Annotated in this window: 20 protein-coding genes; 12 read left to right on the top strand and 8 right to left on the bottom strand. The window is 48.8% G+C overall.

The window, feature by feature from the left end; all coding sequences use genetic code 11:
• The first annotated feature begins 137 nt into the window (after positions 1-137).
• The 5 genes from BLS44_RS00095 (at position 138) to BLS44_RS00075 (ending at position 6,859) form a co-directional block, all read left to right on the top strand.
• Positions 138-347 carry a putative signal transducing protein gene (locus BLS44_RS00095; RefSeq protein ID WP_090388013.1) on the top strand — a complete coding sequence of 70 codons (210 nt, stop codon included), beginning with the start codon at positions 138-140 and terminating at the stop codon, positions 345-347.
• Positions 348-613: 266 nt separating this feature from the next.
• Entirely contained in the window at positions 614-946 is a 333-nt protein-coding gene (locus BLS44_RS00090) for a hypothetical protein (RefSeq protein WP_143019612.1), read from the top strand.
• Between the two features lie 134 nt (positions 947-1,080).
• On the top strand, positions 1,081-2,175 hold the full coding sequence (locus tag BLS44_RS00085; RefSeq protein WP_090388011.1) for an efflux RND transporter periplasmic adaptor subunit: 1,095 nt from the start codon (positions 1,081-1,083) through the stop codon (positions 2,173-2,175).
• A gap of 81 nt (positions 2,176-2,256) precedes the next feature.
• Entirely contained in the window at positions 2,257-5,421 is a 3,165-nt protein-coding gene (locus BLS44_RS00080) for an efflux RND transporter permease subunit (RefSeq protein WP_090388010.1), read from the top strand.
• Positions 5,411-6,859: a TolC family protein gene (locus BLS44_RS00075; RefSeq protein ID WP_090388009.1), complete on the top strand. Its 1,449-nt coding sequence runs from the start codon at positions 5,411-5,413 to the stop codon at positions 6,857-6,859. The genes BLS44_RS00080 and BLS44_RS00075 overlap by 11 nt, the downstream gene beginning before the upstream one ends.
• Before the next feature lie 244 nt (positions 6,860-7,103).
• On the opposite strand, the gene BLS44_RS00070 is transcribed toward BLS44_RS00075, so the two are convergent.
• The 6 genes from BLS44_RS00070 to BLS44_RS00045 form a co-directional block, all read right to left on the bottom strand.
• Positions 7,104-8,294 carry a hypothetical protein gene (locus BLS44_RS00070; RefSeq protein WP_090388008.1) on the bottom strand — a complete coding sequence of 397 codons (1,191 nt, stop codon included), beginning with the start codon at positions 8,292-8,294 and terminating at the stop codon, positions 7,104-7,106.
• 28 nt (positions 8,295-8,322) lie between these two features.
• Complete coding sequence (locus tag BLS44_RS00065; protein ID WP_090388007.1) at positions 8,323-8,925, bottom strand: histidine phosphatase family protein; 603 nt, start codon at positions 8,923-8,925, stop codon at positions 8,323-8,325.
• A gap of 230 nt (positions 8,926-9,155) precedes the next feature.
• A complete protein-coding gene (locus tag BLS44_RS00060) occupies positions 9,156-10,598 on the bottom strand; it encodes an FGGY-family carbohydrate kinase (protein ID WP_090388006.1) in 1,443 nt (480 codons plus the stop codon).
• Positions 10,599-12,044, bottom strand: a complete 1,446-nt coding sequence (locus tag BLS44_RS00055) for an FGGY-family carbohydrate kinase (protein WP_090388005.1) — start codon at positions 12,042-12,044, stop codon at positions 10,599-10,601.
• Between the two features lie 2 nt (positions 12,045-12,046).
• Positions 12,047-13,027: an NAD(P)-dependent oxidoreductase gene (locus BLS44_RS00050; protein ID WP_090388004.1), complete on the bottom strand. Its 981-nt coding sequence runs from the start codon at positions 13,025-13,027 to the stop codon at positions 12,047-12,049.
• Between the two features lie 18 nt (positions 13,028-13,045).
• The gene (locus BLS44_RS00045) at positions 13,046-14,308 is read right to left on the bottom strand and encodes an MFS transporter (protein WP_090388003.1); all 1,263 of its coding nucleotides are present in this window, start codon (positions 14,306-14,308) and stop codon (positions 13,046-13,048) included.
• A 147-nt stretch (positions 14,309-14,455) separates the two neighbouring features.
• On the opposite strand from BLS44_RS00045, the gene BLS44_RS00040 reads away from it, so the two are divergent.
• Complete coding sequence (locus tag BLS44_RS00040) at positions 14,456-15,220, top strand: DeoR/GlpR family DNA-binding transcription regulator (protein ID WP_090388002.1); 765 nt, start codon at positions 14,456-14,458, stop codon at positions 15,218-15,220.
• A gap of 217 nt (positions 15,221-15,437) precedes the next feature.
• Here the strand turns inward: BLS44_RS00040 and acs are convergent, their stop codons facing one another.
• On the bottom strand, positions 15,438-17,384 hold the full coding sequence (gene acs / locus BLS44_RS00035) for an acetate--CoA ligase (RefSeq protein ID WP_090388565.1): 1,947 nt from the start codon (positions 17,382-17,384) through the stop codon (positions 15,438-15,440).
• 152 nt (positions 17,385-17,536) lie between these two features.
• Between acs and BLS44_RS00030 the strand changes: the two genes are divergently transcribed.
• The 6 genes from BLS44_RS00030 to BLS44_RS00005 all read left to right on the top strand — a co-directional run bounded on the left by BLS44_RS00030 (position 17,537) and on the right by BLS44_RS00005 (position 23,459).
• Complete coding sequence (locus BLS44_RS00030; protein WP_090388001.1) at positions 17,537-19,117, top strand: MFS transporter; 1,581 nt, start codon at positions 17,537-17,539, stop codon at positions 19,115-19,117.
• 26 nt (positions 19,118-19,143) lie between these two features.
• Entirely contained in the window at positions 19,144-20,157 is a 1,014-nt protein-coding gene (locus BLS44_RS00025; RefSeq protein ID WP_090388000.1) for a S41 family peptidase, read from the top strand.
• A gap of 38 nt (positions 20,158-20,195) precedes the next feature.
• Positions 20,196-20,432, top strand: coding sequence for a DUF6814 family protein (locus BLS44_RS00020; protein WP_090387999.1), 237 nt, complete (start codon positions 20,196-20,198; stop codon positions 20,430-20,432).
• Between the two features lie 211 nt (positions 20,433-20,643).
• On the top strand, positions 20,644-20,949 hold the full coding sequence (locus tag BLS44_RS00015) for a hypothetical protein (protein ID WP_245729041.1): 306 nt from the start codon (positions 20,644-20,646) through the stop codon (positions 20,947-20,949).
• Between the two features lie 140 nt (positions 20,950-21,089).
• On the top strand, positions 21,090-22,778 hold the full coding sequence (locus BLS44_RS00010) for a SulP family inorganic anion transporter (protein ID WP_090388564.1): 1,689 nt from the start codon (positions 21,090-21,092) through the stop codon (positions 22,776-22,778).
• Positions 22,779-22,817: 39 nt separating this feature from the next.
• On the top strand, positions 22,818-23,459 hold the full coding sequence (locus BLS44_RS00005) for a carbonic anhydrase (RefSeq protein ID WP_090387997.1): 642 nt from the start codon (positions 22,818-22,820) through the stop codon (positions 23,457-23,459).
• A 270-nt stretch (positions 23,460-23,729) separates the two neighbouring features.
• Here BLS44_RS00005 and BLS44_RS26750 read toward each other — a convergent pair.
• The coding region (locus BLS44_RS26750) for a hypothetical protein (RefSeq protein WP_218127669.1) at positions 23,730-23,960 on the bottom strand (231 nt) is incomplete at its 5' end.

The following is a 23,960-nucleotide window of genomic DNA, read 5'->3' as shown; positions in this document are numbered from 1 at the left end:
AAACCCGTGTAATGGGTGAGATAAACTAATTTCGGGTTCCACGTTATCAATAACAGGCCTAAAATTTATGCCTCCCCAGCAGGCCAACCCGCCACGGGTATCCGTTATTTGTTGTAACTTTAAAAGAAATTTTTCTTATGACCGATCATACCCAGGATGCCATTATTGTTGTAAGAACGTATAATGATATTGCAGCGGCTGTTTCTGCTAAAGAAAAACTGGAAGAGGCCGGTATTACGGCTACTATTGACGATATGGACGTGGTGGGCATCACCCCCCTGGCCGGCATCGAAGTAAAGATCTTCTCCAAAGATCTTGAAAAAGCCAACCAGGCCCTGGCAAGCTGAATTGCCGCCCGTTAAAACATCCTGGTTGCCGGTGCTGCCCACCGGGATGCTGCAGGTATGATCTGCAGGCTGCATTTATTTTTTTACCTGTACTGAACTTTTCCGATACTTCTTTGTTCTAAAATGCACAGCGGCGGCTGGCGTGCGGTAACAATAATGCGCTATAAATTCCAATAGTATTTGTTGTATTTTATTTGATTATTTCTTTACTTCGCGCCTTCAGCAACGCTTTTGCAAAACTCTAAATGATTACGGTTCCCGGGGAGATGAGAAAATTTGCCCACATACTGGCTTTATTGATTTTACTGATCGGCAGCAGCTTCGACACGCTGGAACTCCTGGTTCCTGCCCAGAAAACCGGTGCTTCCGCAGAAAAGAATCAACAGGGTAAAAGCAGCCAGCGGGAACTGGTAAATGATGAGCTGATCATTAGCAGAAGCGCACATCAATTGTCTGTAACAGCAGCCAGGCAATCATTAAAACAGCATCCGCTGTATCTTCCTCCGGGCGCGTTGTTACGGCAACTGCCTCCTCCCGTAACGTCAATGGCCAAACAACAGCCAGGCTATGGCACCCTCTTCCGTTATTATCTCTTCTGATACCACACTGCCTTTTTCTTCACAGAACGTATCTGTTCTGCACTTCTATATTTTAAAAACCGGCAACATGCCTTGCCGGTATCCTGTCCGTATTGCCGGCAACCGGCAATCCTGCCTTTTCAATCTATTTACTTATGACAAAAAGAACTATTGTTCAATTTATATTTATTGTTATTTTCATTGCTGCCTGCAAGGGAAACAGCCAGCAGCACAACCCCGCAACAACCAGGGGTAAAGAATATCCCGTACTCAGCGTAACGCCCAGGGACACACTGCTCAGCATTCCCTATGTAGCCCATTTACAGGCAGGCCGCAACATCGAGATCCATTCCCGTACAGAGGGATTGCTGGACAAGATCTATATCAAAGAAGGGCAGCAGGTGCGCAAAGGACAGCTGTTGTTCAAGATGAACGACAGTGAGCTGAGGATCGAGCTCAACAAAGCTGCGGCAGCTTACAAAAGCGCCGTGGCAGATGCAAAAGTAGCCCAGGTAGAAACAGAACGGGTTCAGGTACTGGTAGACAAAAAGGTTATTACCAAAACAGAGCTGGACCTGGTTACCGCAAAATACAGAGCGTTGCTGGCGAAAGCAGACGTAGCCCTGGCAGATAAAAATGCGGTACAGCAAAGGATCTCCTATACCAACATTACGGCGCCATTTGACGGTATTGTAGACCGGATCCCTTTAAAGGAAGGCAGCCTCATCACCACCGCATCGCTGCTTACCACCATATCTGATATCAGCACGGTATTTGCCTATTTCAACATCTCGGAAAACGAATATTTCCAAACCCTCCTCAACGGCAACAATGCACAACAGATCACGTCTATAAGCCTGGTATTACCGGATGGAACCAGCTATCCGCATAACGGTGTGCTGGAAAGCGCGGAAAGCGAAATTGATGAGCGCACCGGGAACATAGCCTATAAAGCCAGGTTCGGCAATCCTGAAAAAATGCTCCGCCACGGTGCTTCCGGCAAACTGCTGATCACAAGACCACTGCAGAATGTGATCCTGCTTCCGCAAAAGACCGTTTTTGAAATACAGGACAAAAATTACGTCTTTGTTGTGGACCAGGGTAATATTGCGCGGATGAAGCATATCCGGGTCGATCAGCGCCTGGCTGATTATTACGTGGTTTCCGGAGGGCTCAGCGCCAATGACCGCATTGTATACGAAGGCATACAAACCATTCGCGAAGGCGACAGGATCAGTCCCAAGGGTTAAACAAACATTTCCTTACTATTTACAGCCGGGCCGAGGCCCCGGCTGCTGAAATGCTATTATACAGCAGTATAACTAAACAATATGGTTGAAACATTTATAAGAAGGCCCGTCCTTTCTTTGGTACTCTCTATTTTTATCACGCTCATTGGTGTGCTGGCCTTATTCAGTTTGCCCATCACCCAATTTCCCGATATCGTTCCCCCCTCTGTTTCCGTAACAGCGCGCTATACCGGCGCCAATGCCGAAGTGTCTGTAGATGCCGTTGCCGTTCCGCTGGAACGCGCTATCAACGGGGTGCCGGGCATGACTTATATGTCTACCGTATCCGGTAACGATGGAGTTACGATGATCACGGTCTACTTTAAAGTAGGCACCGATCCGGATGTAGCTGCAGTAAATGTACAGAACCGCGTCACCACGGTGCTGGATGAATTGCCCGAAGAAGTAATCAAGGCAGGGGTAACCACCGAAAAAGAGGTCAACAGCATGCTGATGTACCTCAATATCACCAGCACAGACGAAGCCGCCGATGAGGATTTTATTTACAATTTTACGGATATCAACATTCTTAAAGAACTGAAACGGATCGACGGTGTGGGCCGCGCGGAGATCATGGGCTATAAAGATTATGCCATGCGCGTGTGGCTGAATCCCCAAAAGCTATTTGCCTACAGCGTTTCAACCGATGAGGTGATCACTGCCCTGCGCAGCCAGAACGTTTCTGCTGCACCGGGAAAAACGGGTGAAAGTTCAGGTAAAACAAAAAATGCACTGCAATATGTATTGCGTTATACCGGAAAATTTTCTGAACCCAGGCAGTACGAAAATATTGCAATCCGCTCCAACAGTGATGGTTCGATCCTCAAGTTAAAAGATGTTGCTGATGTGGAATTTGGTGCCATGAGCTACAGCATGGTTTCCAAAAGCGATGGCAAACCGGCAGCCTCCATTATGATCAAACAACGCCCCGGCTCCAATGCCAGCGACGTGATCGACAATATCAAGCTGAAAATGGAGGAATTAAAAAACACCACTTTCCCTCCCGGCATGAACTATAGCATGGCTTATGACGTATCGCGGTTCCTCGATGCGTCAATCAGTGCCGTGCTCACCACACTGGTGGAAGCATTTGTTCTGGTAGCCCTGGTAGTATTTATTTTCCTACAGGACTGGAGGTCTACACTCATACCGGTGCTGGCTGTTCCGGTGGCGCTCGTGGGTACCCTCGCCTTTATGCTGCTGCTGGGTTTTTCCATCAACCTGCTTACTTTATTTGCCCTGGTACTGGCCATTGGTATTGTGGTAGACAATGCCATTGTTGTTGTGGAGGCCGTCCACGTAAAAATGGCGGAAGAGCACCTGCCTCCGCTGGAAGCCACTATTGCGGCCATGAAAGAAATTACCGGCGCCATCATTGCTATTACCCTGGTGATGTCGGCGGTATTTATACCCGTTGCTTTTTTAAGCGGCCCGGTGGGTGTGTTTTACCGCCAGTTCTCATTAACACTGGCATTTTCTATCGTGATCTCAGGCATCAATGCATTAACGCTCACGCCCGCGCTTTGCGCCCTGATGCTGAAACACACGGCGCCCCGGAAAAAGGGATGGCTGGGCAAATGCTTTATTACGTTTAACAACGGGTTTGATAAAACGACCAACCGATACCGACACATACTTGGCCGTATTGCAGGACGGCGTATCATTACCCTGGGAATGCTGTTTTTTTTCTTCCTCGCTACCTGGGGCGCCGGCAGGATCCTGCCCGGAGGATTTATCCCAACTGAGGACCAGGGCATGATCTATGTGAATGTAACTACCCCCCAGGGCGCCACGGTAGAACGCACTGAAAAAGTGCTGGACGAACTGAATACAGTGACCCGGGATATCGAAGGTGTAGAAAGTGTAACCACCCTGGCGGGTTATAGTCTGACAAACGAAATCGCAGGGGCCTCTTACGGCATGGGCATGATCAACCTGAAGTCCTGGAAGGAGCGAAAGAGAAATGTGGAAGCGATCATTGATGAGATCGAAATGAGGACCGGAAAACTCACCGATGCAAAGATTGAAGTGTTTGCACCGCCTACTGTTCCGGGCTTTGGGAACACCAGTGGATTTGAGCTGCGATTACTCAACAGAAGCGGTGATGACATCACTGAAACATCGGAGATCACAAAAGCCTTTGTAGCCGCCATTGACAGCACAAAAGAAGTAACAAATGTATTCACCAGCTTTGACGCCTCCTTTCCGCAATACCTCATCCATGTGGACTATGATATGGCAGCCAAAAAGAATGTAACGGTAGACAACGCCATGAACACCCTGCAAACCCTGCTGGGCAGCTACTACGCTACCAATTTCATCCGCTTTAACCAGATGTATAAGGTAATGGTACAGGCTGCACCCGGGTTCCGGGCTGAACCGGCGGATGTACTCAGCCAGTATGTAAAAAACGCTAATGGGGAAATGGTTCCTTTTTCTTCCTTCATACGCATGGAGCGGGTATATGGACCGGAACAATTAACCCGCTATAACATGTATACTTCTGCCATGATCAATGGTGAGGCCGCACCCGGCTACAGCAGCAGTGATGCGATCAAAGCGGTAGAAAAAGCGGCTGCCGAAAAACTGCCCCGCGGCTATACCTTTGACTGGAGCGGTATGACACGGGAAGAGATCCTTTCCGGCAACCAGGCTATATATATTTTTGCACTTTGCCTGTTGTTTGTATACCTGTTGCTCGCCGCGCAATATGAAAGCTTTTTATTACCGCTTCCCGTTATACTTGGCTTACCCGCGGGCATATTCGGATCCTTCTTTTTTCTGAAGCTGGCCGGGTTAGACAACAATATCTATGCGCAGGTCGCATTGGTCATGCTGATCGGGTTGCTTGGTAAGAATGCCATCCTGATCATCGAATTTGCCATTCAGCGGCGAAAAGAAGGCTATACGGTATTGCAGGCAGCCATTGAGGGCGCCACCCAACGGCTGCGTCCCATCCTGATGACTTCCTTTGCTTTTATTGCGGGGCTTATCCCCCTGTGTTTGGCTACCGGTGCGGGGGCGGTAGGCAACCGCTCCATTGGTGTGGCGGCTGCAGGTGGTATGCTCACCGGAACCGTGTTTGGCCTGCTGATCATACCCGGTCTGTATGTGCTCTTTGCCTCATTGTCTGAAGGCAAAAAAAAGAAGCCTACGGAAACACCCCTGCAGATTTCTGAAATAAAAATCATTGAGAATGAAAATTAATATCGACCATCCATTCCTGGCAGTATTCACCGCATCCCTGTTATCCATTGGCTGTGCTGCTCCAAAAACAACTGCCATTAAACAGGCGGCACTACTTCCGGAACAATATACCGCTGTTGCCGGGGACAGTCTGTCCGTTGCCCGGCTGCAATTCAGGGACTTCTTCAGCGACAAACCCCTCGTAACGCTTATCGGCAAGGTCCTGGACAATAACATCGACGGACAAATCGCTGCGGCGCAGATAAAGATAGCAGAAGCCTACCTGGAGGCGCGTAAGACAGCCTTGCTTCCATCCGTCACCGCAGGATTACGCGCCTCCGGCACGCATTACGGGAAGCATACAATGGAAGGAGTAGGTAATTTTGATACCAACCTATCCCCCAATATTGACCGCAGTCAGCGCATTCCTACTGTTATTACGCCCGATTACTGGCTGGGATTAAGTGCTTCCTGGGAAATTGATCTTTGGGGAAAACTCGGCAACCTGCAGCACGCAGCCCGGGAACGGTTCCTGGCCACCCGGCAGGGAAGAGACCTGTTAACAGCAGCCCTCATTACGCATACCGCTACCCTTTATTATGAGCTGATCATGCTCGACAAAGAAGTAGGTACCCTGAACGAGAATATAGCATTACAGGACCGGGCACTTGAGATCGTAAAGATCCATAAAGAAGTGGGAAGGGCCACAGAACTGGCCGTTCAGCAATTTGACGCCCAGCTGGCCAATACCAGGGCTGCCCTTTATGGAGTACAGCAGGAAATTACGGCCACAGAGAACCAGTTACTGGAACTGAGCGGCAACTATACCGGAACTATTGAGCGCAGCGCTTCTATTGATATATCAGCGCTCCGTTACCTGGCCGAACACGGCCAGCCGCAGCAGCTGTTACAATACCGCCCCGATATCCGGGCCGCCTACCATGAGCTTCAGGCCAGCCATGCAGATGCAAAGGCCGCACGTGCAGCCTTTTTCCCTGCCGTTAACCTGGCTGTATCCGCAGGACCACAGGCTTTTAACGCGGCAAAGCTTTTCAATCCCACATCACTGGCTGCCCAGCTGCTGGGTGGCATTACAGCACCCGTATTCCAGAAAAAACAATTAAACGCTCATTTCAATATTGCCACAGCCGAACAGGAGATCGCCTTTCTGAATTATCAGAAAATCATCAACAAGGCCTTCCAGGAAGTAAAGACCTTATTGAGCTATATCGATCAGAATGAAAAAATACGGGCTGAGAAAAACAGGGAGGTAGCAGCGCTCGACAAAGGCATCGAAGTTTCCAACGACCTTTACGTAACGGCCTATGCCACGTACCTGGAGATCATCGCAGCACAGAAAAGCAAGATCACCGCAGACCTTGATCTTATCAAAGCAGAAAGGAACCAGGCACATGTACTGATCCAATTATATAAAGCCCTGGGCGGCGGGGCCGGGTAGACATATCAGGAAAAGCAATAAGCATTACCAGCTCCGGCAACGCAGATGGCAACACCAGGCCCTTTTTTAAAAAGGATAACAGGCGCTTGATCTGTACTGATCGGGGAACAGCCCCGCATTCCCCGATCAGGCAGCCGGGCCAGAGCCGGATCACTTCAATGCAGATATCACGGATACCTGGTTCCAATTGACCCGTATCTTTTATCCGCTACGGGAGTACAGCGATGCCCTGGCAGCACAACGATCATTTCACCTCTTCAAACGGCTCCGCATCCTGCCCCGTCCAGTGATACAACCGGAGGTCGCCGTATTGTTTCTTATCTTTGGTAACCCCGTTCCGGGCAATATAAAAATAGCCGTTGCCCAATGCATGTATGCCGGTAGCGCCCCATGGATAATACCATCCATGCACCCCGCTCTTTTGATCATACATGCCCGTGGCGGCCAGTTGCAACACATTTCCTTTTTCATGGCTATCAAACCCTTTTAACACCTCTTGTGCCGGGCTTTTAGCCCCGTCTATTGCGAACAGGCTATAATTGGGAAACTGCTTTTTTTTGCCTGCATAAACCGCCGCCAGCCAATACCCGGTATGCGCATCGTATTCCAGATTCTGAATGCCATAAGTGCTATTGCCGGTATACAGGAAATATTTATTCAAAGGTTTGACCGGCCCTGTTTTATTAAACCCGTTTTGCGACAATGGCCGTTCGTACCGGCGCAGGTCTTTTGCATCATATTGCAGGATCACCTGGTAATCGTTGTCTGTACGGGAGGTATCGCCATATATGCCATAAGCCAGGTTGAGGAAATTCTTTCCCCCTTTTTGCCCGAACTGCGGACCAAAAGCAATACCATCAATACCACTGCATCCATAACGGTGCTCCACTTGTTTTCCCCTGTTCATCACCGTTGCCTTATAATCATCGGCCACTTCTTTCAGGTAAACCGTATGAATGATATGATCTTTTTCAGCGCTCATACCAGGCCGGGTAATCTTTTCCCCATCAAAAATGGCAATATAGAAAGAGCTTTCCGCATCCGGATCCTTCGTTTCCTTTCCAAGTCCTTTTAAAATCCCTTTGCCGATGTTATCATTTTTATATTCCAGCGAAGCATAGATGCGGCCATCCTCCGGGTTTACATCCAGGCAACCCAGGTGCCCGATGAGCCCATCCACGCTCCCGATGAGTTCGCCTTTCAAATTGGTTTTTACCAGCTTTGTTGTAAATGAAAAATAAGCATACCCGCGTTGCACATCCACTACCACGCCCTGCACATGAAAATTGCCCTCTTCCCGGTAAATAGTGCGCGGAAGGCCGTTTGGAGAAAGCGATGCTTTTTCATTACCGGGGGAACCGCCCAGCCGGGCGGTTTTACAGCTCCATAAAACAAAAAGGACCGTAAACAAGACCAGGAAATTCCGAATACTCATGGGTGGAAACGCTTATGGTTGTAAACTATTATAATGCGGTTGCGTTCAGTTTTTTAAGGACCAGCACATTTTCATCATCCAGCTCAAAATACGACACGGCGGAGTTTTCCATATCAAAGCGGCGGTAGTTCGATAATGGCATACCCAGTTTCGATGCCAGGTACAACCGGTTGATGCCGTTATGCGCTACCACCATTACCCGCTGCCCGCTATGTTTGCGGTGCAGCTCTTCAAAAAAATCACTCACCCGCCTTACAATTTCCCCGCCCGTTTCTCCCGTACCTCCTGCCCTTGCTATCTCGGGGTCCTTCATCCATGCGGCCCAAAGCGTTGGATCCTCCGCATTGAATTCTTCTTTTGTTTTTCCTTCCCACAATCCGAAATCCGCTTCTATCAGCCGTTCATCCGTTATAACAGCCTGGTTGCCGGAAGCGATCGCTGCCGTTTCACGGGCACGCTGCAAGGGCGATGCATAAACGGCATCAACCTTTACGCCTTTCAGCGCTTCCAATACCTTACCGGCCTGTGCGGTTCCCTTCTCTGTAAGTCCTATATCCGTTCTGCCGCAATACCGGTTGCCATCAGCATTATACGCTGTTTCACCATGCCTCAATAAAATTACTTTTAGCATTTTTTCTTATTATTTATCCAAAGTTCGTTTTTTCTTTGCCCGGAATCCAAAATCAAATTATTCACATCAAAAGAAACACCCAGCAGTTTCGAAGGCCTCCCTAATCTTCATTGCTTAGTGGTTGGGCCCAGGCAGGTACGGCATATTTCCCGGAGCGAAACAGCAATTACCGCAGCGTCGGGGCAAAATGCCTACACTCATTCCACAAACCATTGTACCCCTGCCGGTCCTTATTCATTTATAAAGCCCCGCGCCTTCATCGTTTTCAGGAATAAACCATATTGATCCTCGTACTGCTGTTTCAGGTTCTCCCCCGGAGTCACCCATTTTTCTGCCTGAGTGAGCGCAGCAGTTGCTTCACTGATATCATTGAAACAGGTCGTCGACGCTGCAACGATAGCCGCCCCCACTGCACCTGATACGTATTTCATTTTACATACCGGCTTCTGCAATATATCACTGCGGATCTGCAGCCAGGTATCGCTGTTACTGGCTCCTCCTGCGGTATAAATGGCTTCCACATTTTCTCCCGACAAAGACCGGATCATTTCATAAGCGTAGCGTTCTGCAAACGCCACCCCTTCCATATTGGCCGTGTACAATACTTCCCCCGATACTCCATCCGGGGCAAAGCCCTCCGCCTCCGGTGCCACAAACGGGAACCGTTCACCTTTCTGAATCAGCGGGTAGGCGATCTTACCCGTAGGTGTTAAAGCAGCCGCAGCAGTATTGTAATGTTCCAGTGCGTCCCTGAAACCCGCCGCAACCCAGTCGGCACCAATATTTCCTGCACCACCCGGCATCCAGTAGCCGGCCGGGTGCCGGTGATTATATAAGCGGTTTAAAGGATCGTTTATTTCTTTTACAGACACGCCCTTTATAACGAGGGTAGTGCCTATGGTCGTATTCCACTGGCCTGGCTTCATAGCGCCCGATGCTACCTGCGAAGCACAACCATCGGTGATGCCGGTCGTAACCGCCACATGATCCGGAAGCTCCAGGTCACGCACCAGGTCTGCTTTCAACGTTCCGATAACCGTTCCGGACGGCTGTACCTCCTGCAGCCATTCTTTTCTTACCCCCAGGACATCATGAATATAATCCGGCCAGTTCAGTAAGGTCAGGTCGTAGCCGGATTTGAGCACATTGGTATAGTCCGTAACATTCCATACACCACACAGTTTACCGGTAATAAAATCGGCTGCATGGATCCATTGAAAGATCTGTGCTGCTTTTTCAGGAAAGGTTTCCGCGAACCATACCATTTTGGCCAACCCGGTAGAAGTACTGAAACCGGTAAACCCCTGGGGATGGTATTGCTGTGCCGCTGCCGTGCACTTTTTAGCCTGGATACCGGAGCGCTGATCGCTGTACATGATAGCGGGATGCAGCGGGCGGTATGTTTTGTCCATGGGGATCACCGTACCGGAGGTGGAATCAACGGCTATCGCAAGTACCCGGGCGCGTTGTTCCGCAGACAACCGGCCAATGGCTTTATCCAGGCAATGCCGGCAGATCCTCCACCATTCGTCCGGATCCTGCTCCATGCGCATCCCGGGCGATAATGGGAAACCCTGTTCCGCACCAGCCACAATGGAGCCCCTTACATCCAGCACTACCACACGCAATCCCTGGGTACCCAGGTCTATCCCTATAAAATATGCATCATTCATCTAAAAGATCTTCTTTAACAATTCACGGTGCTCCTTCCAGCTGTTATAAAAAAGGGACGGTTGTGTACCTGCTTCCGGTTGTACCGCCTCATACAGTTCCTTTTGCCCGGCAGTAATGCCCAATGCTGTATTGCAGATCATCATGCCTCCGATAACCGAAGCGTGCCGGTAATTGTCACGGATCCGGATCTCTTTGCCGGTAAGGTCGGCAATAAACTGCCGGAGCATCCTGCTTTCCATGCCACCACCGCAGGTCCAGATATAGGAATGCGCATTGGGCGTTACGGAAACCAGGGTTTTATAGTTTTCAAAGATACTGCAGGCGATATCCCACAATGTGGCCCAGACCATCCCGGCCCTGGACAGTTCGTGATTCACCGGCGTATTAAAGATAAACCCTCCTTTGATCAGTGGCTTTTTCTCATCGGCCACCAGCGATCCCAGGGATGCCACACATTGAAAGTCGGTAACAGACCGCAACTCTTCTTCAATGACCTCGTATCCTTCATTGGGATAAAATATTTTTTTCAGCCGCTGATAATTCAAACCGGTCACACCGGCATTGGCTTCCACCATATAGCTATTCGCATCGATGTACCTACCCGTCCAGGTCCGCTGCTGCTCATCCAGATCATAGGATGCGGAAAGCTTTATGATCGGTGTAGTGGTACCGGACACGATCACCACATCCCCTGCATGTGCGCGGGTGCTCAATACAGCCAGCTGTGTATCCGCCCCGCCTACGATCACTTTTGCATCCGCGTCGATGGACAGCGCTTCTGCAAGCGGCGGCCGGATCTTTCCCAGTACCGTACCGGAGCGGGTGAGCGGCGGCAATAACGACAACGGGAAAGAAAATAATGCACACAATGTTTCCGACCAGGTTTGCTGTGCCACATCATACAGCAAGGTTTCCGATGCCTGCGAATGTTCATAATGTTCCACTCCGCAAAACATATATTCGATCCAGTCGCTGATGCTGAGAAAGGTATCCAGCTGATTCCACCATTCCTTTCTTCCTTCCCTCAAACCGACCAGCTTGAATGCCGAAAACAAGGAGCCGGGATAACGCCCTGCCAAACGGTATACCTGCTCTTTATCGCTGATGACAGGTTCCCGGTTCCTTCCGCGATGATCAATATTGGGCATGCCCACCACCGGGGTACCTGCGGGGTCCAATACCACGATCCCTTCCCGCTGACTGGTAGCGGTAATGGCCAGGATGCGTACAGAACCGGCTTGCTTTAATGCGATCGCCGTCAGCTCCAGGATCCGGCCCCATAATACCTGCGGGTCAAAATAAATGGAGTCTTCATATTGCGTATCCCGTATATAAGGGATATCTTCACGGGCTACTCCCAGGACGGCACCATTAACAGAGATAACCGCTGCACGCAGGTTACCGGTGCCAAAGTCGATGATTAGATGTGCGTTTGTTAAAGCCATGACTACAGATTGGATAAATGTAGGGAATTAGACGGCTGGCCCTTTGCCCAGTTCAATAATTTTTCATTAAGAATGGAAACATGATGATCTTCCACTTCGTCAGTTGCGCCGGCAGTATGTGGTGTAGCCAACACGTTCGGATGATCGATCAGCCGGTAATCGGTAGCATCCGGCGGCTCATGATCAAACACATCCAGTATGGCACCACGGATGCTGTTATTTTCGATAGCCTGCAATAATGCAAGGCGGTCGACCACACTGGCTCTTGCGGTATTGACAAAGATCGCCCCCGGCTTCATTCTGTTGATAAGCTTTTCATCGATCATCCCAATAGTGGAGGGGTTCACCGGCAGGTGTATGGAAACAATATCGCAGGTTTCAAATATCGCTTCAAGGCTTATTTGTTCATAGGCCGGTCCGGGCGCGTCCTGATAAGGATCATAAAACTTTACAACGCAGGGAAAGGCCTGCACCAGGGCTGCGATCCGCTGCCCTACGGCACCAAACCCCACCATCCCGATGGTTTTGCCCGCCAGTTCATTTCCTTTAAACTGCAGGTAGGAAGCATGCGCTCCTTTTTGCCAGTTCCGTTGTTTCAGCCATTCCATAGCCGGCAGGGTCTTCCGCAAAAATGTGATCACGTTGGCTACAAACAGCTCTGCTACGGCCTGTGCATTTCTTGCAGGAGTGTGAAACACTTCGATACCCAGTTCTGCAGCTGTTTCTACAGCAACATTAGACGGCGTTCCCCGGCATACACCAATAAATTTCAGCTGCGGATGGTTCCGGATCACCGTTTCTGTAATTTCATCGTGCTCCGTAATCAATGCATCGGCCCGGGTTTCATCCAGCAACCGGTCCAGCTCTGCTGCATTAAAAGCACGCCCGTTTTCCTTCCAAACCCTGTAGATCACATTTCCAAAACGGGATTCCAGTTCCCGGCGTCCTGCTTCATGATACGGTGCTGTAATTAAAATAGTCATATATCAATTGAATTCTTATTAAATAGTTGATGGGCTCGCCTCCGCCTCTGCAACCGTTTCAGGTAACGTAATAAAACGGGTAAGCAGGGCACTGATAAAATACAGGATCGCCAGGATCCAGATCACACCAGCATTGCCGGCCGGCCCGATAAAAAGCCGCACGATCAGCGGCCCCACAAACACCGACAGGCCGGCGCCCAGGTTCAGAAATGCCATAGCAGCTCCTTTTCCTTTGGGAACCAGGGAAGGAACAAGCGCCGACAACGGCACATATCCCGCCAGCAACGCTCCCCATAGTATACCACTCAGCAGTACCATAAAAAAACTGCCGTCAAACAATTGCGGCGAATAATAAAACAGCAGGGTAGTGAGACCACAGCCGATCCCCCCGAAAAGCGAAATGGTCCTGCGCCACCCGAACCGGTCGCCCACAAACCCGAATATGAGGTTAAAAATGATATTGGCGGTAAAAATGGTTCCCCAGATCTTCAGCCAATCAGCGGTGGTAAATCCATACTTTTCAAAATAAATAGGCATAAATACCGGGAACGCGAACTGGGCCGTTGTATTAATGGTACGTACAATGCCTCCCAAAAATACCTTTGGCTCATTTACTGCTATTCTAATGCCATCCGCCAGCTCCCGGAGCTTATCCTGCGCGCCCGTTCTCTGGATCCGGTCGCGATTGATCAGCAACGCCAACAAGGCCCCCAGGGCTACCCAGAAAAGCGAGGTCCATAAGGTATTGATATGTCCCAGCCGGTTAATAGCCCAGCTGGAATAATACGCACCAAAAACATTGAGGCCACCGGTAAATACAAACCAGAACCATCCTACTGCAGTACCCAGTTTGTTCTGTGGTGTGCGGTAGGTGATCCACACCAGGAAGGTATATGCAAATAAGGGGTAACCAAACCCACGGATGGCATATGTCAGCAACATCATGCTAAAATCCAGGTCTTTAAGTCCCAGTCCCACAAATCCGAAGGTACCCGCCACAAAAAGTAAAAAGCCCGCCCACATGGCCTTGCGCACCCCCATCCCTTCCGCCAGTATCCCCGAGAGAAAGGAGGAAATGGCCACGGTAAGCCCATATACGCTAAAAAGTGTGGCCGACTGTTCAATTGTCAGCCCACGGTCATGGATAAGATAGGGGCTCAGCCAACCCTGCTCCACACCATCCCCCATCATAAAGATCAGGATACCCAGGTACCCCCATACCAGGTTGGGAGGAAGACCCATTTTCCCGATGAAACCCTTTTCATCATTTAATTGATTCATATGGCAATAATTTAAAACAAAAGTAAATGTAATAAAACATAATTAAACTAAATTAAATCAAAAAAAGTTAAAAAATTAAATAAACACTAACGAAAACGTTTTATATACACTTCTTTTTCATTTCTTTGTAGCATTGAATACTTGGGAATGAAAAATATTACGGAACGGCACGAGTTTATATTAGGCAAACTGAAAAAAGAGGGCAAGGTGGCTATTTTGGACCTTGCGGAAGAGATCAATATATCCAGCGTAACCATCCGGAAGGACCTGAAAATGCTGGAAGAGAAAAACCTGCTGTTTCGAACCAAGGGAGGCGGGTCGCTTACCAATCCTTATGCGGTTGATAAACCCATAAACGAAAAAGAGCTGATCAATTCTGATGAAAAAAGGAGAATTGCCAGGGTGGCGCTGTCTGTGATCGGCCAGACCGATTCGATCATGATCGGTTCGGGAAGTACGGTCTTTGAACTGGCCCGCATACTTTACCCCGATCATAAAATGACGGCCATTACCCCGGCCCTTAAAGTGGGACTTGAGTTAAATAACCGGCCGAATATTGAGGTATTGCAGCTGGGGGGACTGATCCGCCCTAATTCTTCATCCGTGGCCGGCACCCAGGCCCTGCAGGTGCTGGACGAGATCTCCTGCGACCTGTTATTTTTAGGTGTAGACGGCATCGATCTGGAGCATGGCGTATCCATTTCCAATATTGCCGAAGCAGCACTGAACCGGAAAATGATCGAAGTATCTCAAAAGCTGATCCTGCTGGCCGACAGCTCTAAATTTAATAAGCGGGGATTGGGTAAGATCTGCAACCTCGACCAGGTTGAATATATTGTAACGGATAAGCGCATATCAGAAAAAACCGTATTTGCGCTGCAGGAAAAAGGGATAAAAGTGATCCTGGCCTGAGGTATACCTGCCATATGGTTCTTCACCCGCCAGGGATCGCCTTTGCCAATATCTTTCCAGAACGGTTACAGCAACTACAGTACGATACGGCATCCCTGTTATCAGCGTTGATCTATAAAAAACGGGACCGTCTTAAAAGCCCGCACATCGTTTCAATAATGACTGGTGAAATGACGGGCTTTTATGACAGTCCCCGAAAGGGAAAGGATGCGGCAAATTAAAGCCGTCCTTCTTTGATCTCATCAACGATTGCAGGATCCAGCAGTGTAGTGGTATCACCCAGGTTTGCCAGCTCCCCTTCTGCCACTTTTCGCAGGATCCGCCGCATGATCTTCCCGCTTCTTGTTTTCGGAAGACCGCTTACAAACTGGATCTTATCCGGTTTTGCAATGGGGCCAATGATACGGCTTACAGTAGCCAGTATATCTTTCCGGGTAAGATCATCCTCATCCTTATGCCGTTTTTCATCCAGCACCACGTAAGCGTAAACGCCCTGCCCCTTTACCTCGTGCGGGTACCCCACCACGGCACTTTCAATTACGCTTGCATGCATATTGATCGCGTTTTCCACTTCTGCTGTTCCCAGCCTGTGCCCACTCACATTCAACACATCATCTACACGTCCCGTAATCTTATAGTTCCCATTTTCATCTTTCCAGGCCCCGTCGCCGGTAAAATAAAGATCCTTATAGGCGCTGAAATAGGTTTGGCGGCAACGCTCATGATCGCCATAGGTTGTTCTGAGAATGCCCGGCCAGGGTGCGCGCATACAAAGATTCCCGCTCATCACTTCATCGGTAAACTCTGTAATCTCCGCTCCTTTTTCATCTACCAGCAAAGGCTGTACCCCCGGAAGCGGCAGTGTGGCCCAGCTTGGGCGCGACGGTGTAACACCGGCGAGATTGGAGATGAGGATACCGCCGGTTTCGGTCTGCCACCAGGTATCCACGATGGGGCATCTCTTTTTTCCGATATTTTCATTATACCAATGCCATGCTTCTTCATTGATGGGTTCCCCCACGGTGCCCAGCACCCGCAGGGACGACAGGTCCTTATCCTTCACCGGATCCAATCCATAGCTCATCAGCGAACGGATGGCCGTTGGCGCCGTATACAATATATTTACCTTATGCTTGTCCACAATTTCCCAGAATCTTCCCGCATCCGGCCAGGTAGGTACCCCTTCAAACATCAGGCAGGTAGCGCCCGCCGAAAGGGGGCCGTATACAATATAGCTATGACCGGTGATCCAGCCGATATCGGCCGTGCAAAAGAAAACCTCCTTTGGCTGATACTGGAACACATTCACAAAGGTATACGTTGTCCAAAGCATATAACCGGCACAGGTATGCACCACACCCTTGGGCTTACCCGTGCTGCCGGAAGTATACAGGATAAATAGCGGATCTTCAGCATCCATTTCTTCTGCAGGAATATTCAGCACATCATCATGCATTGTTTCGATCACATCCTCTACTTCATCGCGCCACCAAACATCGCGTCCTTTGATCATACTCACCGGAGTACGGGTGCGTGTATGCACAATAACGCGCTTTACCACGGTATTGCCGATCAGCGCATCATCAATGATCGATTTTAACGGGATATCCTTTGCCCCCCTGTATGCGCCATCGCAGGTAATAATAAACTCCGATCCGGCATCAGCCAGGCGGTCGGCGATACTTTGCGCCGAAAAACCTCCGAATATAACGGAGTGAATGGCTCCGATACGGGCGCAGGCCAGCACCGCAATCACCAGCTCGGGGATCATTCCCATATATATACAAACACGGTCCCCTTTTTTTACGCCATTATTGCGCAATACCTGGGCAAACTCGCACACTTTGCGGTGCAGTACTTTATAGGTGAGCGTTCTAACTTTTTCATTAGGATCGTTCGGCTCCCAAACGATGGCCGGTGTGTCTCCGGAGGTTTTCAAATGACGGTCAAGACAATTTTCAGTAATATTCAGCTTCGCGCCTTCAAACCATTTCACTTTCGGCTCTACAAAATTCCAGTCAAGCACCCGGCTGCTGAAAGGCTGTTTCTTTCTCCACTCAAATGTATCAGCCACTTCCGACCAAAAACCCTCGGGGTCCTCCACACTTTTTTTGTACGCTTCCTGATATTCTTCAATCGTCTTTACCTGAAATGAATATGACATAACTAAAACGTTTTTTTTTGCGGCCTTAAAAATAGGCAATAAAAATTATTCAAATTTATTAATATTTTATTGAAAGAAATATTATCTTGACTGCTGTTAACAAGAACGTTAGCGAACGATTGTATTTATTTTATTGCACAAAACAAAATTACATGAAACAAGTGAGTGAAGCCGGTGTGCTTCGGAAAGTCATCGGGGCTTCGTCACTGGGCACCATGATTGAGTGGTACGATTTTTACATTTTCGGGATGCTGGCCAAAACCATCTCCACTGAGTTTTTCCCGGAAGGTAACAGTACCGCTGCCTTGTTAAGTACGCTGGCTATATTTGCTGCCGGTTTTATTGTGCGTCCTTTTGGCGCTTTGTTCTTTGGACGGCTGGGCGATCTGCTGGGGAGAAAATCCACTTTTTTACTGACACTTATTTTAATGGGAGGATCAACGTTCCTGATCGGGCTCGTACCCGGATATCATACGATCGGAATAGCGGCCCCGCTTATCGTGCTGCTCCTGCGCCTGCTGCAGGGCCTTGCCCTGGGCGGCGAATATGGTGGTGCAGCCACCTATGTAGCCGAACATGCGCCACCCGGGAAAAGAGGTTATTATACCAGCTGGATACAGACCACCGCAACCCTGGGGCTATTCCTTGCATTGGGTGTTATTATGCTGGTGAAAATGAATATGAGCGACCAGCAGTTTAATACCGAATGGGGCGGTTGGCGTTATCCTTTCTGGTTTTCGATCGTGCTGGTGGTCGTATCAGTTTATATACGGCTGAAGATGGAGGAATCCCCTTTATTCGCGCGTTTAAAGAGTGAAGGCAAAGTAGCCAAAAATCCGCTGAAGGAAAGCTTCCGGAAAAAAGCTAATTTTAAAATGGTGCTGCTGGCCTTATTTGGTGCCGTGATGGGCCAGGGTGTTATCTGGTATACCGGCCAGTTTTACGCGCAGAGTTTTCTCGAAACAAAGGCATTGCTCAATTTTGAACAAAGCCGTACCATCATGCTCTGGGCTATTTTATTTGCCACCCCCTTCTTTATCGTCTTTGGCTGGCTGAGCGACAAAGTGGGCAGGAAATGGATCATGCTGGCCGGTATGCTGCTGGGGGTCATTTTTTACAGACCGATTTTTAATGAATTCCTGAAAACCACAGATATCAAAAGCTGGATCGCCGATGGCGTACCGGCAGCGCAGGAAAAAGCGAAGATAGAAACCAAAAAATACAACGACCAGCTGATTGTAATACAAAAAAACAAATTGCATATTAATGGCATCACGGTCACTGAAAGCAGGTATGACACCCTGGCCCCGGGTGTAAAAGAGTCTACATTATATCCCCCATTAAGCGCACTGGATGGCGATGCAGGCATAACCGCAGCACTGGCCAGGGCCAGGCCGGTTTACTCAGATGTTACCCTGCCGGCATCATTGTATTACAAATTCATTTTCCTGGTTTGGACGATGATCATTTTTGTAACCATGGTATATGGCCCGGTAGCCGCCTTCCTCGTGGAAATGTTCCCGGTTCATATCCGGTACACATCCATGTCGCTGCCCTATCATATCGGTAACGGAGTATTCGGAGGACTGGTTCCGTTCATTGGAGTATTGTTGCAAACCACTTTTACGGAAGATCCGCTGGTGGGGCTCTGGTACCCGATCGGCATTGCGGCACTGAGCTTTTTGATCGGAATGGTATACCTCTCTAATAAAAGATCTGCCGCATTGGAATAATCAGCCGCTTCATTCAATGGCACACCATGAATATCCGCATCATCATATCCGTGTTATTCTTTACAGCGATCCTGCCCGCTGATGGCCTGCTGTGTGCTCAGAGCGCCCCAACAGACTCCCTGTTTGTAAAACCCGGCGATCTTTCCAACCTCATCTTCCAATTAAAAACGATCATAGAAAAAAACTATTTTGATAAAGAAAAAGCGGCCTCACTAAATAAAATCCTCACAGAGAAATTTGCCAATGGCGATTTTAAAAACCTCAGCCCGGAGCATACTACAGAAAAGATAACGCAGTTATTGAGAAAAGAAACCAACGACATACATTTCAAGGTAACACACTTCAGCACAAAGGCAGCCAATAATCAGCAGCAAAACCAGGCGGCCGATAATGGCGGGATTGCAGAAATACGGAAACTTAAAAATAATATCGGTTATTTAAAATGGACCGAGTTTAGGGCAGGCCCCGATGCATTTAAAAAAACAGTACAGGCATTAGAACGGTTAAAGGGAAGCCGCGCGCTCATTATCGATATCAGCAATAATGCCGGCGGCAATGGCGAAGCAGGAGGTTTTATGAATGACCATCTTTATCAATCGAAAGATTATCAGCAATTGCTTGTAAAAAAATGCAATGGCGAAACGAGGTGGCATCAAAGTGAAGTTCCCTACAACAATACGGAAGGCCCCCGGTTTTATAAAACGCCGGTATATATCATCACTTCTAAAAACACGTTCTCGGCTGCGGAGTATTTTGCTTTTATTGCCCAGGAAACGGGGAGGGCTGTTATCCTCGGCGATACAACTGCCGGAGCCGGGAACCCCGGGCAGGGTGTCGCTTTTATGCGGGGAGGTTCCGATATCGGGTTCTTTATTTTTGTTCCCACCTGCCAGATACAAACAAAGGCGGGAAAGTCTATTGAAGCCATTGGCGTGATCCCGGATATTCTCTTAACATCCGGCGACTGGCTTGAGGAAACCATCAACATTATCGGGTCAACCAGTGCAAAAGGACCAGGTACAAAGCAGTCAACACCCTAAAATCATAACACAATCACCGACCTCATTAATAAAAAAATATGGACCAAATAAAAAAACTCCTGGGCATACTGTGGTTACTGTTAGGGCCCGTTATCATTTACTTCCTGGTAACCGGTGCTATACACAATATTGATCCCGGGGGCAAAAAGGATATTAATAACCCGGTGATCTGGATCATCATTATTACCATCTTCCTGCCTATTGCCATAGGTCTCATGATCTTTGGGTGGTATGCTTTGAAGGGTGAGTATTCCAGAAAGATATCCGATCAGTAAACCGGTAAGACCGGTCTTCCGGCAATAACGTTTCCGGGGGTACTGCAATGCCTGGAAACGCTTTCCTGTATTTTCCCTTTCGGGGGCTGCTTCGTTAAAGAATTGTAATATTCTCCCGTTTTTTTGTCTGAAAAAAAACAATCTGCTATTTTCGCACTACGTGGTATCCGGTTTATTATACAACAGAACAATATACAGGGCCCTTGCTGTAATGCTGGGAGTTGCTTTATTGTGGCTTACCGTAAGCCTCCCTTTTGTATATGAAGCTAAAATCCGGCTGGCCGAACGAACCGAGACCAGGAGCAAAGACCGCTCTAATCCCCTGGCCGGAGCAACCGAAGAAAAAGTACCCTCCAATCCGACCATCACCATTACAGAAGAATATCTTCATCATGGTATGTACGATTTTTCGCTGACCAGGCTTCAAAAAGACAATGCTTACCTGCATGCACATGAAGGCACTTATATTGCTTTTCATGCAGAGCTACACGCCCCTCCCCCCAACACAATGCTGTAACCACCGTATACTCCGGCGCCTCCCGCTGCGGGTAATTTTTGCTGCAGTCACTTGCTGACTACAGTTACTCCCATGCATTTTTTATTTCTGATATCTGCTATACTCATAGCATGTATGATCATTTCCTTAATGATATTTTTATGAATACAAATTCAAAAACAAAAAATATATTTTCCAACCTGGCCGCGGATATCCCCTCCTCCGTAGTGGTATTCCTGGTAGCATTGCCCTTATGTTTGGGTGTGGCATTAGCCTCCAATGCACCCTTGTTCAGCGGCATCATTGCCGGCGTCTGCGGAGGGATCATTGTCGGTATCATGAGTGGGTCCCAGCTTAGCGTAAGCGGGCCCGCAGCGGGGCTTACAGCCATAGTTGCCTCAGCGATCATTACCCTGCAGTCTTTTGAGGCGTTCCTGGTAGTGGTAGTACTGGCAGGTATCATGCAGGTGATCCTGGGCTTTGTTAAAGCCGGCGTTATCGGGGATTATATTCCTAACAGCGTAATCAAGGGTATGCTTGCCGCCATTGGCCTGATCCTGATCATTAACCAGGTGCCGCAATTGCTCGGGGATAAATCGGCATTGCCCGCCAATGATGAAGAATCCATCGCTGCCACAGGCAATATTTTTGTCAATTTCTTTAAAGCCTTCGGGCATATTACTCCCGCTGCACTGCTGATCGGTATCCTCTGCCTGGTCATTCACTTTGTTTGGGAAAAGCTGGTGGCCGGCAAAAAAGGGTTTATTAAGCTGATTCCGGCACCATTGCTGATCGTTTTTATCGGTGTGGGGTTAAATGCATTATTTGCCGGCACCGGGCTGATGCCGGCTTTAACAGGCAGTTACCTGGTCAGCATTCCCATGGCCGGTTCTGCCGGGGAGTTTGCATCGTTCTTTACAAGCCCCGACTGGAGCGCCATCGGAAACTCCCAGGTTTGGGTGCTGGCGCTCACCATTGCACTGGTAGCCAGCCTGGAAAGCCTGTTAAGCCTTGAAGCAATTGACGACATGGATCCTTATCAGCGCGCCAGCCCTACCAACCGCGAGCTGAAGGCCCAGGGTATTGGCAATATCGTTTCCGGGCTCATCGGCGGTATCCCTGTAACCAGTGTTATTGTACGCTCCTCGGCCAATGTGAATGCCGGGGCCAAAACAAAAATGTCGGCTATCCTGCACGGGCTGCTGCTGCTGGGCTCGGTTGCCTTCATTCCTTTCCTGCTGAACATGATCCCCAAAACGGCTCTGGCTGCCATCCTGATCTTTACCGGTTACAAGCTGGCCAAGCCGGCGCTCTTCAAACTTTACTACCGTAAAGGCTGGGATCAGTTCCTGCCCTTCGTGATCACAATCATAGCGATCCTGGCAACCGACCTGCTGAAGGGGGTGATCGTAGGGATCGGTGTGGGCCTGTTCTTCGCCTTCCGCTCCAATTTCCGGAAGGCCGTGTTCGTGGTAAAGGACGATTCCAAATACCTGTTCCGCCTCCGTAAGGATGTTTCCTTTCTGAATAAAGCGATCATTAAGCAGAACCTGGAGAAAGTACCCGACGGTGCCAGGGTGATCATCGATGCTATGCGCGCAGACTATATTGACAAAGACATTGTTGAAGTGATTGAAGACTTCATCATCCACGCACCGTTAAAAGACATTGATGTACAGCTGGAGACCAGCGGGTTCATAGATCACGGTTTCTCTCATAAAATACTGGCAAATGACAACAGGGATGGACATTTAAGAAGGACATATACAAAGGTAATCACAAGCATCAAACAAACGTCAGTACCGGATGTTACGCCGGAATTGTCTAACTTAGCATCACATTCCCAATAAATTTAATTTCAAATAATACATTCAACAGATATTAATATTATGCAATCATACGAAAAGTTATTACAGAACAATAAAGAGTGGGCTTCACAAAAATTAAATGCAGATCCTCATTTTTTTGACCAGCTGGCTGAAACACAAAAACCCGAATTCTTATGGATCGGCTGCAGCGACAGCCGTGTACCGGCCAACGAAGTAACCGGAACCACTTCCGGTGAGATCTTTGTGCACCGGAACATCGCCAACCTGGTAGTGCATACGGATATCAACCTCATCAGCGTGCTGGAATATGCAGTAGCACACCTGAAGGTAAAACATGTAATTGTGTGCGGGCACTATGGCTGCGGTGGTGTAAAGGCAGCCATGAGCAATGGCGATTTTCACCAGGTGCTGAATATGTGGCTGCGGGTCATCAAAGATGTATATTACAAGCACAAAGAGGAGTTGAGCGGGATCGCAGATGAAACGGACCGGGCAAACCGCCTGGTTGAGCTCAATGTAAAAGAGCAGGTGGAAAAACTGGCCAAGACCTCCATTATCCAAAAAGCCTGGCAGGAGCGCCAGGCGCCCATACTTCATGGCTGGGTGTATGGACTGGAAGACGGGCTGCTTCACTCCCTGCAGACCATCACACCGGCCGCCAGCCCGGTAGATCCCATCTACGTGTACGAGAACCTTCAATAAAGGAATGTCTGTCCCTGTTATAGCCCCCGCTCCAACCGGGGGCTTTTTTATGAGCTGCTGTTGCCGGCGGGTAAGGCTATTTTATAAAAACAAAGGCCCATAGGCACAGCTACAACCCCGATCCTGCTTAGTGCTCCTGCAATCCCTAATGCCGGTTTAACCTGCAGGGTATGCTTCCGGCAAACCGATTCAAAGACAGTTTCATAATGAACCGGAATCAATTTTATTAAAATGCGTAATTACTAGTGGTTTGTGTCCTCACCAATGCTATTAAAATAAGAAAAGTCTGTATCCAGGATCGTCCTTCCAGGGAGACAGGCATCTGCGATGGTTGCTACTATTGTAGGTAATGGGCATAGTACAACCATGAGCCTGATCCTTAAGGTTTCTGGCTTTTCTGGCAAAGCGGATCCTGTTTTCAGCAGCTGATTGTGCTTTATTTGTACATGGGACTAAAGCGATTTTTTCGTTTAAACTTGTGGTTTCTGGCAAAAGACCTGT

The organism is Niabella drilacis, assembly GCF_900101395.1.
Classification (GTDB): domain Bacteria; phylum Bacteroidota; class Bacteroidia; order Chitinophagales; family Chitinophagaceae; genus Niabella; species Niabella drilacis.
This window is presented reverse-complemented; position numbering and strand designations above follow the sequence as displayed.